Raw genomic sequence first — 18587 nt, 5'->3', positions numbered from 1 at the left:
CGCCGGTCTGTTCTCGTCCCCGGGCTGCTGATCATCGCCTTGGCGGGCTGAGCGGTGGACCTCGGGGCCCGGGCGGTGACCGCGAGGTCCACTACGCACGGCTCAGGCGGGCAGCAGGGCCTCGATCGCGGCCACCAGCTCCGCGTCCGCCGGCTCGGTGCGCGGCCGGAACCGTGCGACCGCGGTGCCGGTGGGCGAGATCAGGAACTTCTCGAAGTTCCACTGCACGTCCCCCGCCTCACCGGCGGCGTCGGCGAGCTCGGTCAGCTCCTGGTACAGCGGGTGCCGGCCCTCGCCGTTCACCTCGATCTTCGCCAGCATGGGGAAGGAGACGCCGTAGTTGACCGCGCAGAAGGTCTGGATCTCCTCAGCGGTGCCCGGCTCCTGCCCCCCGAACTGGTTGCACGGCACGCCCAGCACCGTGAACCCGCGCTCCGCGTACTGCTGCTGCAACTGCTCCAGCCCGGTGTACTGCGGGGTCAGCCCGCACTTGGAGGCCACGTTCACCAGCAGCACCGCCTTGCCCGCGAACTCGGCGAGGGTGGTGGGCTGTCCGGTCAGGGTCTGCAGCGGGATGTCGGCGAGTGACATGGTGGCCTCCGGGTCATGGGTCGAGCGGGCTGAAGGTGCTGGAGGTCCTTTCTATCAGCGGCTCTCGGACGGCCGGGGACCGGCGGTGGACGAGTCCGTCCGGGCGCCGGAACGTCGCTCCGCGTGCGCGCATGTCCGGATAGGGGACGCGTAGGGGACGGATAGGGGGCTGGCGGCCGGTTCCCCGGGTTGGCCCACCGGGAGTCAGGGGGAAGCATGAGCGGCGGTAGGACAAGCCATATCCCGTGAAAGATCAAGGAGTTGACGTTGCGTCACCGCATTCTGGCCACCCTGGCCGCCGGGGCCACCCTCGCGCTCGCGCCGATGGCGACCGCCGCTGCCTCCGCCGCCACCACCCCGACCACCGTCACCGCCGATCAGTGCTTCAACAACCATGGCTTCTACGGTGGTTACAACAGTGCCGGCAAGGCGTTCTGTTCGGGCGGCAGCTACAACGGCATCCCGTTCGACAAGGACCCGGGCCAGGCCTGGTGCCCGGACGGTCAGCACATCGTCTTCCGCTACCTGGAGGGCCTGTTCTGCGTTCCGGACGTGCCGAACAGCGGGGGCTGAGTCAAACCCGCCGGAACTCGGCCGAGTTGGCAGCCGTGCAGTGGGCCGGGACGGCCACTGCACGGCTGTTCCAGTGGCCGGTGGCCGGTGGCCGGCGGTTTCGGGCTCAGCGGTTCAGCGGCTCAGTGGCGCGGCGGCCTGGCAGCGGGCCCGGCCGGGCCCGACCGTTCGGCGTGCTCGGCGATGGTGCGGGCGGCTTCCGCAGGCAGGTCGAGGTACGGGGCGAGCCAGTCGGCGTGGTGGCCCTGGAGCGAGAGCAGGTAGGCGGTCTGGACCCGTGCGTCGTAGGCGACCTCGGGTGAGGTGGTGGTCGCGAAGTCGTTGGGGTCGAGGAGGTACAGCCGGGATGCGCCGACTCTAGACCGCTGGATCGCAGGCGCGAGCTGCCGAGCGCCCTTCCGGACGAGTTCCTGACGTGCTGATCCGAAGGTGGTCCCGGTACCACGCGGCCGCCGAGTCGAGGCGGGCCAGTGGCCCCGGCCCGGGCGGGCAGTCGAGGCTTTGCCAGGCGCGGTCACTGCGGTAGTAGTGGTCGCGGCCCAGCAGGACGAACTGGCGCTCGCTCACCCATCCGTCGGTGGACCGTAGCCGGCGCAGGCAGTCGGGCCACGGCAGGTCGGCTGCCAGGGTGGCAGCAGGTCGTGTTCGGCGAGCGCCGCCAGCAGGTCGCGATTGCGCACCGGCGCCGGGTGGCCCGCGTGGTAGACGCCGGTGACCGGGCGCGGTGCCAGCGCGGCGGCGGTGAGCAGTCGGGCCAGGTCCTCGACCGCGACCACCGACAGCAGGGCCTGCCCGCCGTCCCAGTGGGCCGGCACCCGTCGGACCAGATCCGCGAGTGCCGGCACCACCCAGCGGTCACCCGCGCCGAGGACCAGCCCGGCGCGCAGCACCAGGCCACCTGCGGCCAGCGTCGACGCCTCGCCGGCGAGCCGCGTGCGACTGGCCACCGAGCCCGGAGCGGGGGCCAGTTCGTCCTCGGCGGCGCCCCGGTGCGGGCCGCGGCCGTAGACCGCGACGGTCGAGAGTTGGACGAGCCGTGGCACGCCGGCCGCGCTCGCCCGCGCCATCAGGCTCGCGGTTCCCGCCCGGTTGACGGCGTCGGCCGTCGCCTCGTCCGGGCCCACGTACGAGGCGGCGTGCACCACCGCGTCCGCGCCCTCGAAGAGGCCGTGCAGCGATGCCGGATCGGTGAGATCCGCCGTCACCCACCGCACCCCGGGAGCGCGGTCGGCGTCGCTCGGCGGCGGGGTCCGGACGACCGCCCGCACTCGCACCGGACGGCCGTCGGGCTCGTGCGTCCGCCGCAGCGCGTCGAGCGTGGCCCCGCCGATGAACCCGCCGGCTCCGGTGAGGACGACCGTCCAGGGCCTCACCGGTTCACCCCGACACCGGCGGTGGCCCTCGCAGCCGTGGCGCCGGCATCGAGCGTCGAACGCAGCTGCGGCACCAGCTCCGCGACGGCGATCCCGGGTAGCAGGTAGCGCCAGAGCGCGGTGATCCGCTCGGGCAGATCCGCGCGCCCGGTGGCGATCTGCGAGAGCAGTTGGGTGCCGCTGAACGCCCCGACCAGCAGCCGGGCGAACTCCGGCCCATGCACCTCCGGCAGCAACTCGCCGCGCCGTCGCGCCGCCGCCAACTGCTGCTCGAACTCCGCGATCCACAGCTCGTACGCGGTGCCGTCCCGTAGCCCGAACGCCCCCTGCTCGACGGCCAATCGGACGCCGGCCCGGAACAGCACATTGTGCTGGAGCTGGCGGGCCAGGTCCCTGGTGATGTCGATCAGGCGGGCCAGCCCGTCCACGCCGGGCGGCAGTGCCAGATCGGTCGCCTGTGCGGCCATCACCGCCCTGGCCAGCGCTTCCTTGGACTCGAAGTGGAAGTAGAGCGCTCCCATGGTGGTGCCGGACCGCTGCAGGATCTTGTTGAGGCTGCTGCCGCTGAATCCCAGCTCGTCGAAGACCTCCGCCGCCGCGCGGATGAGCACGGCCCTGGTCCGGATCGCTCTCTCCTGCTTCGGCTCCGCCATCGAAGATCTCCCTCACGCCTCGATAAACAAAACGAGCATTCGTTACGTTATGCACGGCAAGTTCCTCACTGTACGAGAGAAGGGCTTGCCTCGAAGGATGCGAACGGCCTACGGGCCGGTACGGGTGGAGACTTCGTCACCTTGCCCGGCCGCAGCGGCCGGGAGCGCGGCGGACCGGGGCGGCCGGCGGGCATGGTTCGGCGCGCGGCGGCACTGCGGCCACCGCGCCGAACGGGCTCGAACGAGGGTCAGGACCGGGAGGCTACTGGCCCCGCTACTTGCCGTCCCAGAGCGCGCCGAAGGCGAGCAACTCGTCGCGGTACTCGATCCGCCGCACCCACTCCTGCGGCCAGGCGTCCGCCCCGGCGTGGGCGCCGGCGAACGCGCCGGTCAGGCAGGCGATCGAGTCGGAGTCGCCGGAGGAGTAGGCAGCCCGGCGGACCGCCGCCACCGGGTCGTCGGGCAGCAGCAGGAAGCAGAGCAGTCCGGTGGCCAGGGCCTCCTCGGTGATCCAACCCTCGCCGGTGGCCAGGCACGGGTCGGCGTCGAGGTCGGGGGCGGCGAGTGCCGCGTCCAGCCGGTCGAGCGCGTCCAGGCAGTCGTCCCAGCCCCGGGCGATGAACTCGGCGGCCGAGTGATCGTGTGCGCGTGACACCAGGTCGCCGAGCCAGAAGTCGTCGTACCTGGTCCGGTTGGCGAGCGCGTACGCCCGTAGCAGCCCCGGCAGTTCGGCGGGCGCCGCGCCTTCGGCCAGCAGCCAGACGGCGTGCGCGGTAAGGTCGCTGGCCGCCAGCGCGGTGGGGTGGCCGTGGGTCAGCGCGGACTGCAGCTGTGCGGCGCCGGAGCGCTGACGCTCCGTCAGTTCGGGCAGCAGGCCGATCGGGGCGACCCGCATGTTCGCACCGCAGCCCTTGGAGCCGACCTGGCTGGCGTCCTGCCAGGGCCGGTCGGGCGCGCTGAGCAGCCAGCAGGCCTCCAGGCAGGTCCGGCCTGGACCGCGGTTGTTGTCGGGGGACTTCGACCAGTCGACGAACTCCTCGCGGACCGGCGGCGCCAGTCGCAAGGGGGTGAGCGGGCCGCGGTCGAGCGCGGTGCGCAGGCCGCGGGCCAGGGCCAGAAAGACCATCAGCGCACTGTACTACCGGCGCCTTTGGCGACCGAGGGGTGGTCCTGAGGCGAGGCCGGCCCGGATGTCCCGGCGGGCGCCGGTTGGGAAGACGATCGTCAGTCATCAGGAAGGACGCGCGCCCACACGGGGAGTGCTGTCCACGGCTGACGGGGCCGGCCTCGCGCTCGACAATGGTGATGCACAGTGGACGCTATTGCAACCCATGCGCAATAGTGAGCCCAGGCATGATCATCACGATCGAAAGGGGCCGTGTCCCGATGGGCACCTACTCGCTTCCCGACCTCCCGTACGACTACTCGGCGTTGGAGCGCGCGATGAGCGCCGAGATCCTGGAACTGCACCACTCCAAGCACCACGCCGCCTACGTCAAGGGCGCCAACGACACCCTGGAGCAGCTCGCCGAGGCACGCTCCAAGGACCAGTTCGGCAACCTGGTGGGCCTGCAGAAGACCCACGCCTTCCACCTCTCCGGGCACGTGCTGCACTCGCTCTTCTGGCAGAACCTCTCCCCGGACGGCGGCGACCGCCCCGACGGCGCGCTCGGCACCGCGATCGAGGAGCACTTCGGCGGCTTCGAGGCGTTCCGCAAGCAGCTCACGGCCGCCACCGTCGGCGTCCAGGGCTCGGGCTGGGGCCTGCTGGCCTGGGAGCCGCTGAGCCGCAGCCTGGTCGTCGAGCAGGTCTACGACCACCACGGCAACGTCGGCCAGGGCACCACCCCGCTGCTGGCCTTCGACGCCTGGGAGCACGCCTACTACCTGCAGTACCGCAACGTCCGCCCGGACTACGTCGAGAAGCTCTGGGACGTCGTCGACTGGAACGACGTCGCCACCCGGTTCGCCGCCGTCCAGGGCGGCTGACACCGGCCGCCGGATCGCGCCGCCCGGCATGCGGGTGGGGCGGGGAGAGCCGAGACTGGCGGCGTGACAGAGAACGTGTATCGAGGATTGGCAACCCTGATCGACCGGGGTTTCGAGATCGTGGTCCACGCCGACCTGGCCACCCGCCGCTCGCCGGACGGGAGCCAGGGCTGGGGCGGACACCTCCAGGCGGACCGGGAGGAGGACTTCGAGCTGATGGCGGAGGTCGGCGCCGGTCGGCTGCGGCTGCCGGACGGCCGCGAGGCGGATTTCGACGGGGCCGGCAACGAGATCGGCTCCGGCGGCCTGCTCGTCTCCGCCGACGGTCCGGCGCCGTTCTGAGCTGCTGTCAGAGAGTTCCGGGCGGGGAGCCGCGGGAGGCCTGGATGTGCTGGAGCGCCGAGGCCGATCTCGTCACGGGCACGGCTGTCGCCGGGCTCGGGCTGCTCTGCCTGGCGCGGGTCCGGCGGGCACGGGACCTGCCGCTGGCGGCGGTGCCGTTGCTACTGGGCGTCCATCAGCTGACCGAGGCGGCCGTCTGGCTCGGCGTGGACGGCCGGATCAGCGCCGGTCCCGCGCTCTGGGCACGCACCGCCTGGGTGCTCATCGCGCTGCCGGTGCTGCCGGCGCTGGTCCCGGCGGGTGTCTGGTGCGCCCTGGGGCCGCCGAGTGCGGATGCCTCGTCGATCGCCGCGCACCGGCGTCGGGCCGGCTTCGCGCTGCTCGGCGTCACGGTCGCCGCCCTGCTGCTGGCAGCCGTACTGACCCACCCGGTCACCGCCGAGGCCCACCGGCACCTGCTGACCTTCGGTACGGGTATCCCGTACGTCCCGCTGCTGCTGACCGGCTACCTGCTGGCGACCGTGGGCGCGCTGCTGGCGAGCGGAGACCGGTTGTTGCGGCTGCTCGGCTGGTTGGTGGGTGGCGCGGCGGTGGTGTGCGCGCTGCTCTGGCGGCTGGCGTTCATCTCGACCTGGTGTGCGCTGGCCGCGCTGGTCAGCGTGGTGCTGCTGCGCTGGATCGGTTCGGCGGGGCGTGGCGGGGCTCGGGCGGTGGCGGAGCGGTAGGCGAGGCCGGAGGCTCGTCGGGCCACGGCGTGTGGTCGGGCAGTCCAGACACGCCATCACGCCCGTCAACAGTCGAAGACCGACCAGCAGATCTCGTTGCGCAACCGCTGATCATCCAGGACGAGTTCGCGAATCACCTCCGGGAGCTGTTCGCGCTGCCAGCGGCACTCGAGCCTGCCGGCGCTCTCACCCTCCCGTCCGGAGGCTGTCGCACGCACGGCCTTGATCGCGTAGGCCCGCGGGGAGTCGCCAGATAGCACTGCCTGAACCTGTGCGTGGCTGCGACGGACGTGGCCCGGCCGGCGTCAGCCCGCCGCGTCGTGCTCCGCGTGGGCCACCTGGGCCAGGAGCAGCTGGGCCAGGGCGCGGGCCTCGGTGGGGCTCAGGCCGGCCCAGACCTTGGAGCGGCCGCCGCGTTCCGGGCCGACGTTCAGGGTGATGCGGTCGATGGGTCGACCGGGGATGGCCACGCGCAGTGCGCCGACCTCGATCCGGCGGCCGCAGGCGGTCACCAGTGGTAGGGGTCGTGACGGTTCTTCCAGCGACGACATGATCTCCTCAGCCCTTCCCTGATGACCCGGCAGGTGTACAGGTCAACGGGCGTGTGGTGCGCGCTATTCCACCACGTCACGGGCGCGCGGCAGCCTCGCCAGCACCCCCAGCACCAGGGCTGCCACCACCGCGGCGAAGACCGCGCCCGCGGTGCGCAGGCCGGTGGCCGTGATGAGGACGCCCACGCCGATCGCGGGCAGCGCCAGCATCGCGTAGAGCACCGCGAACAGTGCCGAGAACGCCTGGCCGCGAACCGCCGGTGCGACGTGCTCGGTGATCAGCGCGATGCCGGCGCCGACGGCGAGCCCGGTGGCGAGGCCGACGATCACCGCGGCGGCCATCAGCGGGGCGAGTGTGGCGGTCAGCATCGCGGTGGCGATCAGTGCGGCGGCGGCGAGCAGGCCCAGGCAGGCGGTGGGCAGCACCCGGCGGGATGCCAGACCCCGGGCCAGCAGCTGGCCCAGGCCGGTGCAGACGAACGCGATGGCGACCGTCGCCCCGGACAGCGCCGGGGTGCTCAGGCTCAGCACCTGGGCGAAGAAGAGGCCGGTGGTGGCGGTGAGCACGCCGAGCACCGCGAACCCCGACCCCGCCGCGAGCGCGCAGTGCAGGAACGGTGTGCGGAGGTCGGCGGGGATCCGGGGCAGCGAGAGCGCGAACAGCCGGCTGCCGGCGCGGCGGGTGACGGTCTCCGGTACCCCGGCCAGGAGCAGCAGGGCGACCAGGACGAGGGCGGCGTCGACGCGCCAGACCAGCCGCAGCGGGTCAGGTGCCCACTGGGCCAGGAAGCCGGCGAGCAGCGGGCCGCCGGCGAGGCCGCCCATGTTGGCGGCCAGCGCGATCCGGCCGGCTCTGACCTGCCGGTCGGGCGCGGCGAGTTCGGTGAGGTGGGCGGTGGCCGCGCCGGTGACCAGCGCGGCGGCGAGGCCGGAGAGCACCCGGCCGAAGAGGAGCAGCCCCAGACCGTCCGCGGCCAGGAAGACGCCTGCCGCCGCAATGGCCAGCAGCAGCGCGGTGGCGGTCACCGGGCGGCGGCCGAGCCGGTCGGAGAGCGAACCGAAGCAGAGCAGGCCGGCCACCACGCCGAGGGCGTAGACCGCGAAGGCGACCGTGACCATCAGCGAGGAGAAGCCGAAGGCGGCCTCGTAGCGCGGGTAGAGCGGCGTGGGGATGGTGGTGCCCACCATGGTCGCCCAGAACGCGCCGGCGACCACCGCGGTCGCGCCGCGGCGGTGCGGGCGGGTCCGGGCGGTGGCGCTGCCGATCGATGCCATCGGTTCTCCGGAGCGCAGTGCCAGCTGTGCGGAAGGGGGGTGCGGGCGGACGGCGGAGTGCCCAACAACCTTGGCCCGCCGCTGTCCTGACCAGTCGTCAGTATCCGCCGCCGGTGCTCGGCGCGGGGCTCTGCATGCTCGGTGCGGAGGTGATCGCGTCGCCGCTGGGGCTGACCACGTACCAGGCGCCGCCGAAGGCGTTGACGCCCTCGCCGTTGGTCTGGCCGGGCTTGGTGTCCTCGGCGAAGTAGTAGAGCGGGTGGCCCTTGTAGGTCACCTGGGTCGAGTGGTCCATCCTGGTGGTCGTGCCGACCAGGGACGCGTTCACCCCGTTGCTGTTGGGCTGCCCGGTGGTGATGTTGGGGGGCCAGGCCATCGCGCAGGCGCCGTTGCAGTTCGAGGTCGTGCCGGTGTCGGCCTGGAACAGGTACAGGGTGCGCCCGGCGCCGTCGACCAGGACCTGGCCCAGCGGCGAGCTCGCGACCTTCAGCGTGGCGGCTCCGGTCGCGGGTGTGCCGCTCGAGGGCGCGGACGCCGAAGGGGAGGGTGTGGCGGACGGGGTGGCCGTCTTGCTGGTCGAGCTGCCGCAGCCGGCGGCCAGTGCCGCGACGGCGGTCGCGCCGAGCGCGAGGGCGATGCCACGTTTCATGACGGACTTCTTCCGCTGGAACCCCGGCTCCGCGCGGCTGCGGTGCGGCCGGTTCATCGGCCCGCGTCGGCGGGTCCGCATTTCACAGTACGCAGCCGCACCCGGTGGGGTTCAGCGGTGATCGCCCACCCGTGAACGGGTCAGGAGAGGCCGGCCTTGACGGAGCAGATGGGCCAGGCGCCGGGGCCCTGGGCGGCGAGGACCTTTTCGCCGATGGTGATCTGCTGGGCCTTGGTGGCCTGGTTGGCCTGGGGGGCGTACTGGGTGCCGCCGAAGGCGTTCCAGGTGGAGGGGGTGAACTGGAGGCCGCCGTAGAAGCCGTTGCCGGAGTTGATGGCCCAGTTGCCGGTGGCCTCGCACTGGGCGACCTTGTCCCAGGTGGTTTCGGGGGCGGCGGAGGAGGTGGTGGCCGTGACGAGACCGGCGACCGGCAGGACGGCCAGCGCGCCGCCGAGGACGGCGAGGCGTCGACGGTTGTGCTTGCGGGCGGTGGTGGCGGTGGCGGTGGTGGTGGTCTCGTTGCGGTAGGTCATGCGGGTCCTCTCGGGCGTGCCGGTGGGCAGGGGGAACCGGGCCCGTGGGGGCCTGGCTGATCGGGGGGGGTGTGCGGCGCTGTGGTGCTTGCCGCGCTGGTTTCGAAGCTACGGGGGGTGCTGGCGGGGGGACAAGGGTTGGGGGGATAGCCGCAGGTCGGGGGCGGATTACCGGCGGTAGGCGGGGGTCGGGGGGTGCGAGAACTCGCGGTCGTGGGCGGGGTGGGGGTGGTGGATGTGGTGGCCGTCACCGCCGGTGCGGGGTGAGGCCGCCCACATTGTCGACACCCGGTGAGCGGCCCCTGACCCAGCGCCCACGTCGCGAAGATCCGCAACGGCCGCGCGGATGGCCCAGGTCACACCCGAGCCCTCACACCCGAGCCGTCAGACCCAGTCCCGGCGCTTGAAGGCGACGTAGAGCAGCCCGGACAGGGCGATCATGATGATCGTCGAGGCCCAGAAGCCGGTCTGGGTGCCGAAGCCGGGGTAGGGGACGTTCTGGCCGTAGAAGCCGGTGACGGCGGTGGGCACGGCGATGATCGCGGCCCAGCTGGTCACCTTCTTCATGATCATGTTCATCCGGTTGCCCTGCACCGTCAGGTTGGTCTCCATCACCGTGCTGACCAGGTCACGCAGCGACTCGGTCCACTCGGTGGCCCGCAGGACGTGGTCGTAGACGTCCTGGTAGTACGGCATCAGGGCCTCGTCGACCAGCTGCACGTCCCGGCGCAGCAGCGAGTTCACCACCTCGCGCATCGGGAGCACCACGCGGCGCAGCTTCACCAGGCTCTTGCGCAGCTCGTAGGAGGTGCGCTGGACCTGCTGGATCTGCTCCGGGCCGTCCTCGAAGAGCAGGTCCTCCAGGGCTTCGATGCGCTCGTCCAGGAGCTGGACGGCCTGGAAGTGGCTGTCGACCAGGTAGTCGAGCAGCCCGTGCAGCAGGAAGCCCACGCCGTGCTCGGCCAGCTCCGGGGCGTTGTCCCAGCGCTGGACCACCCGTTCCATGTCGCAGTGCGCGCCCTTGCGGATGGTGATCAGGGCGTTGGGCGTGATGAAGGCGGCGACCTCGCCGACGCTGAACGCCGCGCTGTCGGGGTCGGGGTCGGGGCAGACCGCGTAGGCGGAGAGGAAGAGGTGGGTCCGGTAGCGGTCGAGCTTGGGCCGCTGGTGCTCGTTGCGGGCGTCCTCGACGGCGAGCGCGTGCAGGCCGAACTCCTCGACGATCGTCTCGAAGGCGGTGGAGTCCGGGTCGTGCACGTCCAGCCACACCGTCGACTCCGGGTCGCCGATGTACTCGGAGATGTCCTGGACCGGGAAGTTCTCCAGCTTCAAGGTGCCGTTGCGGTACAGCCTGGTGCGCATCATGGCGGACACCCTAAGCCCCGCGTCAAACCCTGCGTCGGCGTCCCCCGGTGGCCCGCTGCCCCTGACTGCTGCCCCCTGACCGCCGCGCCGTACCGTGACGGGTATGACTGTCGATCTTCAACGCTACGCCGCCCGGATCGGCTGGGACGGCGAGCACCGGGCCACCGCCGAGACGCTGCGCTCGCTGCACCGGGCGCACATCTGCGGCATCCCGTTCGAGAACCTGGAAGCGCTGGGCGGCACGGCGCCCTCGCTGGACCTCGACGCCTTGCAGGCCAAGCTCGTCGACGGCCCGCGCGGCGGTTACTGCTACGAGCACAACACGCTCTTCGCCGCCGTCCTGGAGCAGTTGGGCTTCACGGTCACCCGGCTGACGGCCCGGGTCCGGGTCGGGGCGGGGCCCGGTGACATCCGGCCGCGCACGCACATGCTGCTGGCCGTCGAGGTGCCGGGCGAGCCGCACCGTTACCTCGCGGACGTCGGCTTCGGTGCGGCCGGCGCGCTGCTGGAACCGCTGCCGCTGCTGGCGGGTACGGAGTGGAGCGGTGGCCGGCGGCGGCGCCGGCTGTTGGCCGAGCCGTCCGGCGGTCCGCTGCCGGGCCTGGTGCTGCAGGCCTGGCACGACGACGCCTGGCAGGACCAGTACGCGTTCACCGAGGAGCCGTTCCAGGCATCCGACTGTCAGGTCGCCAACTGGTACGTGGCCACCCACCCGCGCTCGCCGTTCCGGCAACGGCTCTACGTGCAACGGGCGTTGGCGGACGGCCAGTTGCTGCTGGTCGGGGACACCCTCACCGTGACCGGCCCGGACGGCACCGTCCAGGAGCGCACGGTGACGGGCGAGCGGGAGGTGGCAGCGGTGTTGGAGGCGGAGTTCGGCATCGTGCCGCCGCCGGGCAGCCTCGTGGTGAGCTGAGGCGTCCGGCCGGTCCGCTCGTGCCGCGTCCGTGCCGGCACCGCTCACCCGGCCAGGTGCCGCTCGATCCAGTCGGCCGCGGTGCGGCGGAACAGCACCCGGTTGCGGGTGCGGACGAAGTCGTGGCCCTCGTCGGGCAGCACCAGCAGCTCGGCGGGGATGCCGCGTTGCCGGGCGGCCCGGACCATCTGCTCGGACTCGCCCGGCGGGACGTTGGTGTCGTGCTCCCCGTGGACGGCCAGCAGCGGTACCCGCAGCGCGTCGATCCGGCTCATCGGGGAGAGCGTGTGCAGCAGGTCCCGGTCGCGTTCGGGGTGGCCGTACTTGGCGGCCGCCGAGCGGGCGATCCACGGCTCGGTGCCGGCGAAGAAGGTCAGGAAGTCCGACATGCCGCACACCGAGACACCGGTGCGGAACAGCTCCGGATGCCAGACCAGCGAGGCCAGCGTGAGGTAGCCGCCGTAGGAGCGGCCCATCACGGCGAGCCGTCGGGGGTCGGCCAGGCCCGCGGTGACCAGGTGCGCCGCGCAGTCCGCGACGTCGTCGATCGCCGCGAGGCGCCCGGCGCCCAGGTCGGCGTCGACGAAGGAGCGGCCCGCGCCCAGCGAGCCGCGCACGTCAGGGGCGAAGACGTCCAGGCCGCGGCCGAGCAACTCGTGGTACAGCGGGTCGAAGACGGGTCGTTCCTGCTGCTCGGGGCCGCCGTGCAGATGCAGGACGCACGGCGCCTGGCGGCCGGGGTCACGGCCCAGCGCGCGGTAGTGCCAGCCGCCCAACTCCAGCCCGTCGCGGGCCCGCAGGCGCAGGTGCTCGGGTCGCACCGGTGGCCGGCCGGGGGCGACGGCGTCCTCGTCACGCGAGGACCACGGCGTGCGGGCGAGTGCCGCGCCGTCGGGCGTGTGCCAGACGCCGGGACGCCGCCCGGAGCCGGAGACGGCCAGCGCGAGGCCGCGCGGACCGGCCGGGCTGACCCGGGTCACCACCTCGTGCGGCAGCGGGACGCGGCTGCCGTCGAGCCCGCCGACCCCGGTCGGGGGCAGCACGAGGGTCTCCAACTCGCTGCACCCGCGCATGTTCCAGGCCAGCACGGCGGTCCGCCCGTCGTCGCGGACCGAGAGCAGCTCCAGGTCGGCGTCCTGCCGCTCGGCGCTCACCACGAGCCGCCGGCAGCTGCCGTCGGGTGCGAGTTCGGCGGTGAGCAGGGCCGCGAACTCGCGGTCGACGTCGCTGCGCAGGTACAGCGCCCGGCCGTCGGGCGAGAAGCGGCCGATCCACGGATCGCCGTCGGCCACCGGCACCGTGCAGGCCGTCTCCCGGCTGCCGGTCCGCAGCACCACGGCCTCCCGCCGCCCGCGTGGTCCGCGCAGCAGCAGGACGAGCCGGGCGTCCGGGGTGGTGTCGCAGACCCGCAGGGTGGCGCCCGCCGGTTCGGTGGCGAGCAGCTCGGGCGGCCGGGCACCGGCCGGATCGGCCAGGTAGGCGGCGAGGCCGCCGCCCGAGAGGTGCGGCTCGGGGGCGGGTCCGTAGGGGGCCGGCGGTGGCGGGACCAGCGCTCTGCCGGGCTGCTCGGGCCCGGCGCCGCCGAGCAGCACCGAGCGCCCGTTGCGGCTGGCCCAGCCGCTCGGGTACGGCTCCTGGGGCGGTTGCCCGTACGGCGTGGCGGACAGCGGGGCGGCGCCGTGCTCGGCGACCAGCAGGCCGGACGGCGGGTCGGTGGCGGTGACGGCGATCGCCGAACCGTCACGCGTCCAGCGGCCCAGATAGGCGGTGCTGCCGGGCGCGGCACCGGCCAGCACCCGGCGGTCGCTGCCGTCCGGGCGCACGCACAGGACCCGGGTGTGCTCGCCGCCGCCGGGGGCGGTGGTGTAGGCGATCCAGCGGCCGTCCGGGGACCAGGAGACCTCCAGGACCGGGTCGGGCCCGGCGTCCAGCAGGTGCACCTCGCCGCCGTCGGCCGAGCCCGTCCACAGCTGCGGCACGCCGCCGCGGTTGCAGATGAAGGCCAGCTGCCCGCCGGCCGGGTCCGCCGACGGGTACCAGCAGCCGTGGGCGGTCACCGGGCTGGGCGCGTCCCGGGCCCCCGGGGCGTCCGGCAGGGCTTCGGCCAGCGGCGCCGCCTGCGCCGAGGCCACCGGGTCGGGCCGCTGATCCGCCACCGTGCGCCTCCCGCTCAGTCGATCCCGTGGGACTGCAGCCACATCTCCAGCAGCGCGACCTGCCACAGGGTGTTCGCCCCGCGCCTGGTGCGGTGGTCGTCCGGCGCGGCCAGCAGCTCGGCCAGATATCCGGGGCGGAAGATCCCCCGGGTCCGCGCCTCGGGCGCCGACAGGGCCTGCTGGATCCGGTCCAGCACCGGCGGAGCCATCCGGCGGATCGCCGGCACCGGGAAGTAGCCCTTGGGCCGGTCGACGACCTCGCTCGGCAGCAGCTTGCGGGCGGCGTCCTTGAGCACGCCCTTGCCGCCGTGAGCCAGCTTGAACTCCGGCGGGCAGGCGGCGGCCAGCTCGACCAACTCGTGGTCCAGGAACGGCACGCGTGCCTCCAGGCCCCAGTCCATGGTCATGTTGTCGACCCGCTTGACCGGGTCGTCGATCATCAGGACGTGGGTGTCCAGCCGCAGCGCCGCGTCCAGGGCGCTCTCAGCCCCCTCGACCGCCATCTCGGCCCCGACCAGCTCACCGGAGACGTCGCGGTCCGCCAGCAGCTCCGGCTGAAGCATCCGGCCCAACTCGGCGTGCGACCGGTCGAAGAACACCTCGACGAAGGTCTCGGGCTCCCGCTCGCGCGGCACGGCCGCCAGCGCCGGATGCCAGCGGTACCCGGCGAAGATCTCGTCGGCCCCCTGCCCGCTCTGCACCACGTTGACGTGCTTCGAGACCTGCTCCGCGAGCAGGTGGAAGGCGACCACGTCGTGGCTGACCATCGGCTCGCTCATGGCCGCCACCGCCCGGTCCAGCGCGGTCCGCAGCCGGTCCGAGGGGACCATGATCTGGTGGTGGTCGGTGGCGAACTCCCGGGCCACCAGGTCCGAGTAGTGGAACTCGTCGCCCTGCTCGCCGCGCTCCGCCTCGAAGCCCACGCTGAAGGTGGCCTGGTCGCACTGGCCCGCTTCGGCCAGCAGCGCCACGATCAGGCTGGAGTCGAGGCCGCCGGAGAGCAGTACGCCCAGCGGCACGTCGGCCACCGTGCGGCGGCGGACCGCCGTGCGCAGCGCGTCCAGCACTGCGTCGCGCCAGTCGGCGGCGTCCATGTCCGCGTGCTCGGGCCGCCGCCGGTAGGACGGCTGCCAGTAGCGGTGGTCGTGCTGCGTGCCGTCCGGCTCGACCACCCGCACGGTGGCGGGTGCCAGCTTGCGCACGCCGGCCAGCACGGTGCGCGGCGCCACCACGGTGCCGTGCAGGGTCAGGTACTGGTGCAGCGCGGCCGGATCGAGCGAGGTGTCCACCCCGCCCCCGGCGAGCAGGGCCGGCAGCGAGGAGGCGAAGCGCAGCCGGTCGGCCCGCTGCGCCAGGTAGAGCGGCTTGATGCCGAGCCGGTCACGGGCGAGCACCACCCGTCCGGTGTCCTGCTCGACCACGGCGAAGGCGAACATGCCGAACAGGTGGTCGACGCAGGCCGTCCCCCACTGCCGGTACGCCTTGAGCAGCACCTCGGTGTCCGAGCCGGAGAAGAAGCGGTGGCCCAGGCCCGCCAGCTCCCGCCGCAGCTCCCGGTAGTTGTAGATACAGCCGTTGAAGACGCCGGTCAGCCGGCTCTCCGAGTCGGTCATCGGCTGGGCGCCGCGCTCCGACAGGTCGATGATCTTCAGGCGGCGGTGGCCGAGCGCCACGGCGCCCTGGGACCAGAGCCCCCGGCCGTCGGGTCCGCGGGCCGCCAATCGGTCGGTCATCCGCTCCACGGCGGCCAGGTCCGGGCGCCCGCCGTCGAAACGGATCTCTCCGCTCAGCCCGCACATGCCGGTTCACCGCCGTCCGACCAGTGCTGGGGCGCTCGGGGCAGCAGCGCGGCCGTCGCCGGGTCGGCGCTGCAGGCGCAGGCCCGTTCCTCGATGGCCGCGATCCGGCTGCGCCGGCAGAGCGGCGTGCTCGGCCGGTGGGGCGCCAGCCGGGCCGGGCGGTTCGGTCGGCGGCGGGCGGGCGACCCGGTCCGGCCGAGCCGGGCCCGGCCGGCGTCGACGGTGCGGGCCGTCCGGGTCTGGGCGATCAGCAGGTCCACCGCGGCCGGCAGGCCGGCGGTGGCGGCGACCTGCCGCAGCCGGCGGGCGGCGGTGCCGCCACGCAGCGTGTGCTCGGTCAGCTCCACGACGGTCGACCAGTCGCCGTACGCCTCCAGGGTCGGGCGCGACCGGGCCAGCAAGGCGCGGACCACGGCGTCGGCCGGTGCGGGTTGCCCGGTGGCCGGGTCCAGCAGGTCGCCGTCCAGCCCCGAGCGGGCGGCCCGCCAGGTCGCGGCGCGCAGCCACTGCTGGCGGGCCGGCGGGCAGCGGTGCTCTCCGGGCGTCCGTTCTGCGGGCCTGTGCTGTACGGTCTCGCAGGCGTCGACCACCAGCGCGCGGAACAGCCCGGCGATCAGCAGCACGGTCTCCAGGCGCGGGCAGGCGTCGCAGATCCGCAGTTCCAGCGTCTGCTGGTGCGCGGAGGGCCGGACGTCGTAGTAGACCATCCCCGGGTCACTGACCACCCCGGAGCGCACCAGCTCGGCCACGGCGGCGTCGTACTCGGCCGCCGAGGCGAAGCAGCCGGCCGGCCCCGTGCTGGGCCAGCGCTGCCAGAGCAGGGTGCGCCAGCTGGCATAGCCGGTGTCCGCGCCGAGCCAGCAGGGCGAACTGGTCGACAGCGCCAGCAGGGTGGGCAGCCAGGGCGCCAGCACGCAGATCGCGCGGACCGCCGTGTCGCGGTCGGGCACGTCCACGTGGACCTGTGCGCCGCAGATCAGCTGCTCGTCGGCCACCCTGCGGTACTCGTCGGCCATGTGCAGGTAGCGGGGGTGCGCGGTGGCCGCCACCGTGCCCAGGCGGGCCAGCGGCGGGGTGCCGGCCGCGACGGGCGCCAGGCCCAGCGGGGCAGCGGCAGCGGCCAGGGTCCGCCGGGAGCGGGCCAGATCGGCGTGCAGGGCGTCCAGCGAGCGGTGCACGCCGCTGTTGGACTCGACGACCGACCGCTGGAACTCGTGAGCGAAGCCGCGCCGTGGTAACCGGTCCAGCACCTCGGGCGCTCGTGGGACCAGCATCCGGCTCTCCACATCGACGATGTGGAACTCCTCCTCGACTCCCATCGACACGGCCATGGGGCACCTCCGAACGGGCTCGACGGCCCGGCGGCCGCTTCGCCGCCGTGCTCCGGCGACCGCGATCACGCGGCCGCCGCTTCCGCCCCCAGAGACCAACCTCCCACCACCGCCCACCGCGCGCGCGGCCACCACGACGACGAGACGTGACGTTGCGGACGCGCACGGTCGCGGGTGCCCGGCGGCCTCGGCCTGGCGGGCCGGCCTCACCCCGCCGGGAAACGTGACAGCCTCAGCCCATCGGGAACTTGACCTGCCCGGAGACGATCGGGTTGAGGTAGTTCGGTCCGGCGATCTTCAGGCGGTTCATCGCCAGGCCGGTCAGGCCCTCGAAGATGGCGCGCCGGGCGTTCATCGTGGTCGAGTATCCGGGGTCCAGGTGCGGGGCGACCTCGACCACGTCCATGCCGATGACCTTGGTCTCGTGGCAGATCCGGCGGAAGGCCGGGAAGATCTCACGGTTCGTCAGGCCGCCGGGCTCGGGGGTGCCGGTGCCGGGCGCGAAGGCCGGGTCGAGCACGTCGATGTCCAGCGAGAGGTAGACGAACTCGGCCTTCTCCTGGACCTCGGCGATCGCCTTGTCCAGCACCGCGTTGAACCCGATCTGCTCGATCTCGGCCATGAAGTGCGACTTCATGCCCTGCCGGCGCATCCAGTTGAACAGCTGGTTGTCGGGGCCGGTGATGGTCCGCAGGCCGACCTGGACCACGTTGCCGGCCGGGACCTTCTCGTCCTCGATGATCCGCCGGATCGGGGTGCTGTGGGTCACCTTGTGGCCGAACTGGCTTTCGTGGCAGTCCGGGTGGGCATCGAAGTGGATCACGCCGATCTTCTCCGGGCCGTACACGTCGGCCAGCGCGCCGACGCTCGGCCAGAGCAGCGAGTGGTCGCCGCCGAGCAGCACCGGCACCGCGCCGACCTCGGCGATCTCCCGGACCAGGGAGCGGATCGGGCCGATCGAGTTCGGCGTGCTGAACGGGTCCACGGCGGCGTCGCCGTAGTCCACCACCTTGAGCACGTCGAACGGGTTGATCCGGGTGCTGGCGTTGATCACCGCTTCGGGGGTGTTGAAGACGTAGCGCTCGTCGGAGCGGATCATCCGCGGGCCGTAGGAGGCGCCGCGGTGGCCGACCGAGGCGTCCAGCGGGATGCCCAGCACGGCCACGTCGACGTTCCCGGCCCGCAGGTCGTCCTGGTTGAGGCAGAGCGGCACACCCATGAACGTGGCGATGCCCGAGTAGGCGGGGTGCGCGTAGTAGCGGCGGATGTCGATCGGCCCCGGCTCCCGAGCGGGCGACGCTGACCGGTCGATCTCCACGCGCTGCGCAGGTATCTGAGGCATCTCGTTCAACACATCTCCCCGGTGGCCGGCACGGCGCATTTCCCCATGCGATCGGTTCGCATATAACTCGCGATAACTTCAGCGTAGTTGCGCGGCAAATCCGCAGCCCCCCGATTCGCCTCCTAGCTGCCCCCTTCGACCCCTGTCCAGCGGCCGATCAACCCCTACGCGCGCCCCTTGTCGATCAGGGTGCTCGGGGCGGCCGTCAGGGTGCTGACGATCCGTCGGGAACGGCGCGGCGGCCAGGCGGCCCTAGGGGCAGGGTAGGGGTTGGCGCTCCGATCCGGCCGCTCTACCGTGACGCCGGAAAACGTCGTGTCGACTGCCCTGACCGCGCCTGGGCAGGCAGTTCGACCGGAGACCCGTTGGAGCGTCGCAGATGGCAGGAGTGTCGGGCCTGCTGCCGATCGGGCGCGATGACCAC

Annotated in this window: 18 protein-coding genes; 5 read left to right on the top strand and 13 right to left on the bottom strand. The window is 73.1% G+C overall.

Annotation, left to right across the window (positions count from 1 at the left end):
* Positions 1-102: 102 nt before the first annotated feature.
* The gene (locus tag P3T41_RS08945; protein ID WP_280689094.1) at positions 103-591 is read right to left on the bottom strand and encodes a glutathione peroxidase; all 489 of its coding nucleotides are present in this window, start codon (positions 589-591) and stop codon (positions 103-105) included.
* 267 nt (positions 592-858) lie between these two features.
* Here P3T41_RS08945 and P3T41_RS08940 point away from each other — a divergent pair, with 267 nt between their 5' ends.
* Positions 859-1164 carry a hypothetical protein gene (locus P3T41_RS08940; RefSeq protein WP_280689093.1) on the top strand — a complete coding sequence of 102 codons (306 nt, stop codon included), beginning with the start codon at positions 859-861 and terminating at the stop codon, positions 1162-1164.
* A 563-nt stretch (positions 1165-1727) separates the two neighbouring features.
* Here P3T41_RS08940 and P3T41_RS08935 read toward each other — a convergent pair.
* The 3 genes from P3T41_RS08935 to P3T41_RS08925 all read right to left on the bottom strand — a co-directional run bounded on the left by P3T41_RS08935 (position 1728) and on the right by P3T41_RS08925 (position 4316).
* On the bottom strand, positions 1728-2537 hold the full coding sequence (locus tag P3T41_RS08935; RefSeq protein WP_280689092.1) for an NAD(P)-dependent oxidoreductase: 810 nt from the start codon (positions 2535-2537) through the stop codon (positions 1728-1730).
* On the bottom strand, positions 2534-3190 hold the full coding sequence (locus P3T41_RS08930) for a ScbR family autoregulator-binding transcription factor (protein WP_280689091.1): 657 nt from the start codon (positions 3188-3190) through the stop codon (positions 2534-2536). Before P3T41_RS08930 ends, P3T41_RS08935 begins: the two co-directional genes overlap by 4 nt.
* A 274-nt stretch (positions 3191-3464) precedes the next feature.
* Positions 3465-4316 (bottom strand): ADP-ribosylglycohydrolase family protein, encoded by an 852-nt coding sequence (locus P3T41_RS08925; RefSeq protein ID WP_280689090.1) that lies wholly within the window; start codon positions 4314-4316, stop codon positions 3465-3467.
* 260 nt (positions 4317-4576) lie between these two features.
* Here P3T41_RS08925 and P3T41_RS08920 point away from each other — a divergent pair, with 260 nt between their 5' ends.
* The 3 genes from P3T41_RS08920 (at position 4577) to P3T41_RS08910 (ending at position 6246) form a co-directional block, all read left to right on the top strand.
* Positions 4577-5179: a superoxide dismutase gene (locus P3T41_RS08920; RefSeq protein WP_280689263.1), complete on the top strand. Its 603-nt coding sequence runs from the start codon at positions 4577-4579 to the stop codon at positions 5177-5179.
* 63 nt (positions 5180-5242) lie between these two features.
* Positions 5243-5521 carry a hypothetical protein gene (locus tag P3T41_RS08915; RefSeq protein WP_280689089.1) on the top strand — a complete coding sequence of 93 codons (279 nt, stop codon included), beginning with the start codon at positions 5243-5245 and terminating at the stop codon, positions 5519-5521.
* A 44-nt stretch (positions 5522-5565) separates the two neighbouring features.
* Positions 5566-6246 (top strand): DUF6629 family protein, encoded by a 681-nt coding sequence (locus tag P3T41_RS08910; protein ID WP_280689088.1) that lies wholly within the window; start codon positions 5566-5568, stop codon positions 6244-6246.
* A 305-nt stretch (positions 6247-6551) separates the two neighbouring features.
* Here the strand turns inward: P3T41_RS08910 and P3T41_RS08905 are convergent, their stop codons facing one another.
* From P3T41_RS08905 to P3T41_RS08885, 5 genes are all read right to left on the bottom strand, one after another.
* Entirely contained in the window at positions 6552-6797 is a 246-nt protein-coding gene (locus tag P3T41_RS08905) for a hypothetical protein (protein WP_280689087.1), read from the bottom strand.
* Positions 6798-6860: 63 nt separating this feature from the next.
* Complete coding sequence (locus tag P3T41_RS08900; protein WP_280689086.1) at positions 6861-8072, bottom strand: MFS transporter; 1212 nt, start codon at positions 8070-8072, stop codon at positions 6861-6863.
* A gap of 97 nt (positions 8073-8169) precedes the next feature.
* Positions 8170-8721, bottom strand: coding sequence for a hypothetical protein (locus P3T41_RS08895; RefSeq protein WP_280689085.1), 552 nt, complete (start codon positions 8719-8721; stop codon positions 8170-8172).
* Between the two features lie 140 nt (positions 8722-8861).
* Positions 8862-9254, bottom strand: coding sequence for a transglycosylase family protein (locus tag P3T41_RS08890; RefSeq protein WP_280689084.1), 393 nt, complete (start codon positions 9252-9254; stop codon positions 8862-8864).
* Positions 9255-9638: 384 nt separating this feature from the next.
* On the bottom strand, positions 9639-10619 hold the full coding sequence (locus P3T41_RS08885) for a magnesium transporter CorA family protein (protein WP_280689083.1): 981 nt from the start codon (positions 10617-10619) through the stop codon (positions 9639-9641).
* A 103-nt stretch (positions 10620-10722) separates the two neighbouring features.
* Here P3T41_RS08885 and P3T41_RS08880 point away from each other — a divergent pair, with 103 nt between their 5' ends.
* Positions 10723-11535, top strand: a complete 813-nt coding sequence (locus P3T41_RS08880; RefSeq protein WP_280689082.1) for an arylamine N-acetyltransferase — start codon at positions 10723-10725, stop codon at positions 11533-11535.
* Positions 11536-11579: 44 nt separating this feature from the next.
* Here P3T41_RS08880 and P3T41_RS08875 read toward each other — a convergent pair whose 3' ends face one another.
* The 4 genes from P3T41_RS08875 to P3T41_RS08860 all read right to left on the bottom strand — a co-directional run bounded on the left by P3T41_RS08875 (position 11580) and on the right by P3T41_RS08860 (position 18163).
* The gene (locus tag P3T41_RS08875; protein ID WP_280689081.1) at positions 11580-13691 is read right to left on the bottom strand and encodes a prolyl oligopeptidase family serine peptidase; all 2112 of its coding nucleotides are present in this window, start codon (positions 13689-13691) and stop codon (positions 11580-11582) included.
* A 14-nt stretch (positions 13692-13705) separates the two neighbouring features.
* Positions 13706-15490: an N-acetylglutaminylglutamine amidotransferase gene (locus tag P3T41_RS08870; protein WP_280689080.1), complete on the bottom strand. Its 1785-nt coding sequence runs from the start codon at positions 15488-15490 to the stop codon at positions 13706-13708.
* Positions 15478-16821, bottom strand: a complete 1344-nt coding sequence (locus tag P3T41_RS08865) for a YbdK family carboxylate-amine ligase (protein WP_280689079.1) — start codon at positions 16819-16821, stop codon at positions 15478-15480. The genes P3T41_RS08870 and P3T41_RS08865 overlap by 13 nt, the downstream gene beginning before the upstream one ends.
* Positions 16822-17053: 232 nt before the next feature.
* Positions 17054-18163 carry an agmatinase family protein gene (locus tag P3T41_RS08860; RefSeq protein ID WP_280689078.1) on the bottom strand — a complete coding sequence of 370 codons (1110 nt, stop codon included), beginning with the start codon at positions 18161-18163 and terminating at the stop codon, positions 17054-17056.
* Positions 18164-18587: the final 424 nt, after the last annotated feature.

This window comes from Kitasatospora sp. GAS204B, assembly GCF_029892155.1.
Classification (GTDB): domain Bacteria; phylum Actinomycetota; class Actinomycetes; order Streptomycetales; family Streptomycetaceae; genus Kitasatospora.
Note: the sequence above shows the minus strand (reverse complement) of the source record. Positions and strands in the feature narration are given on the sequence as shown.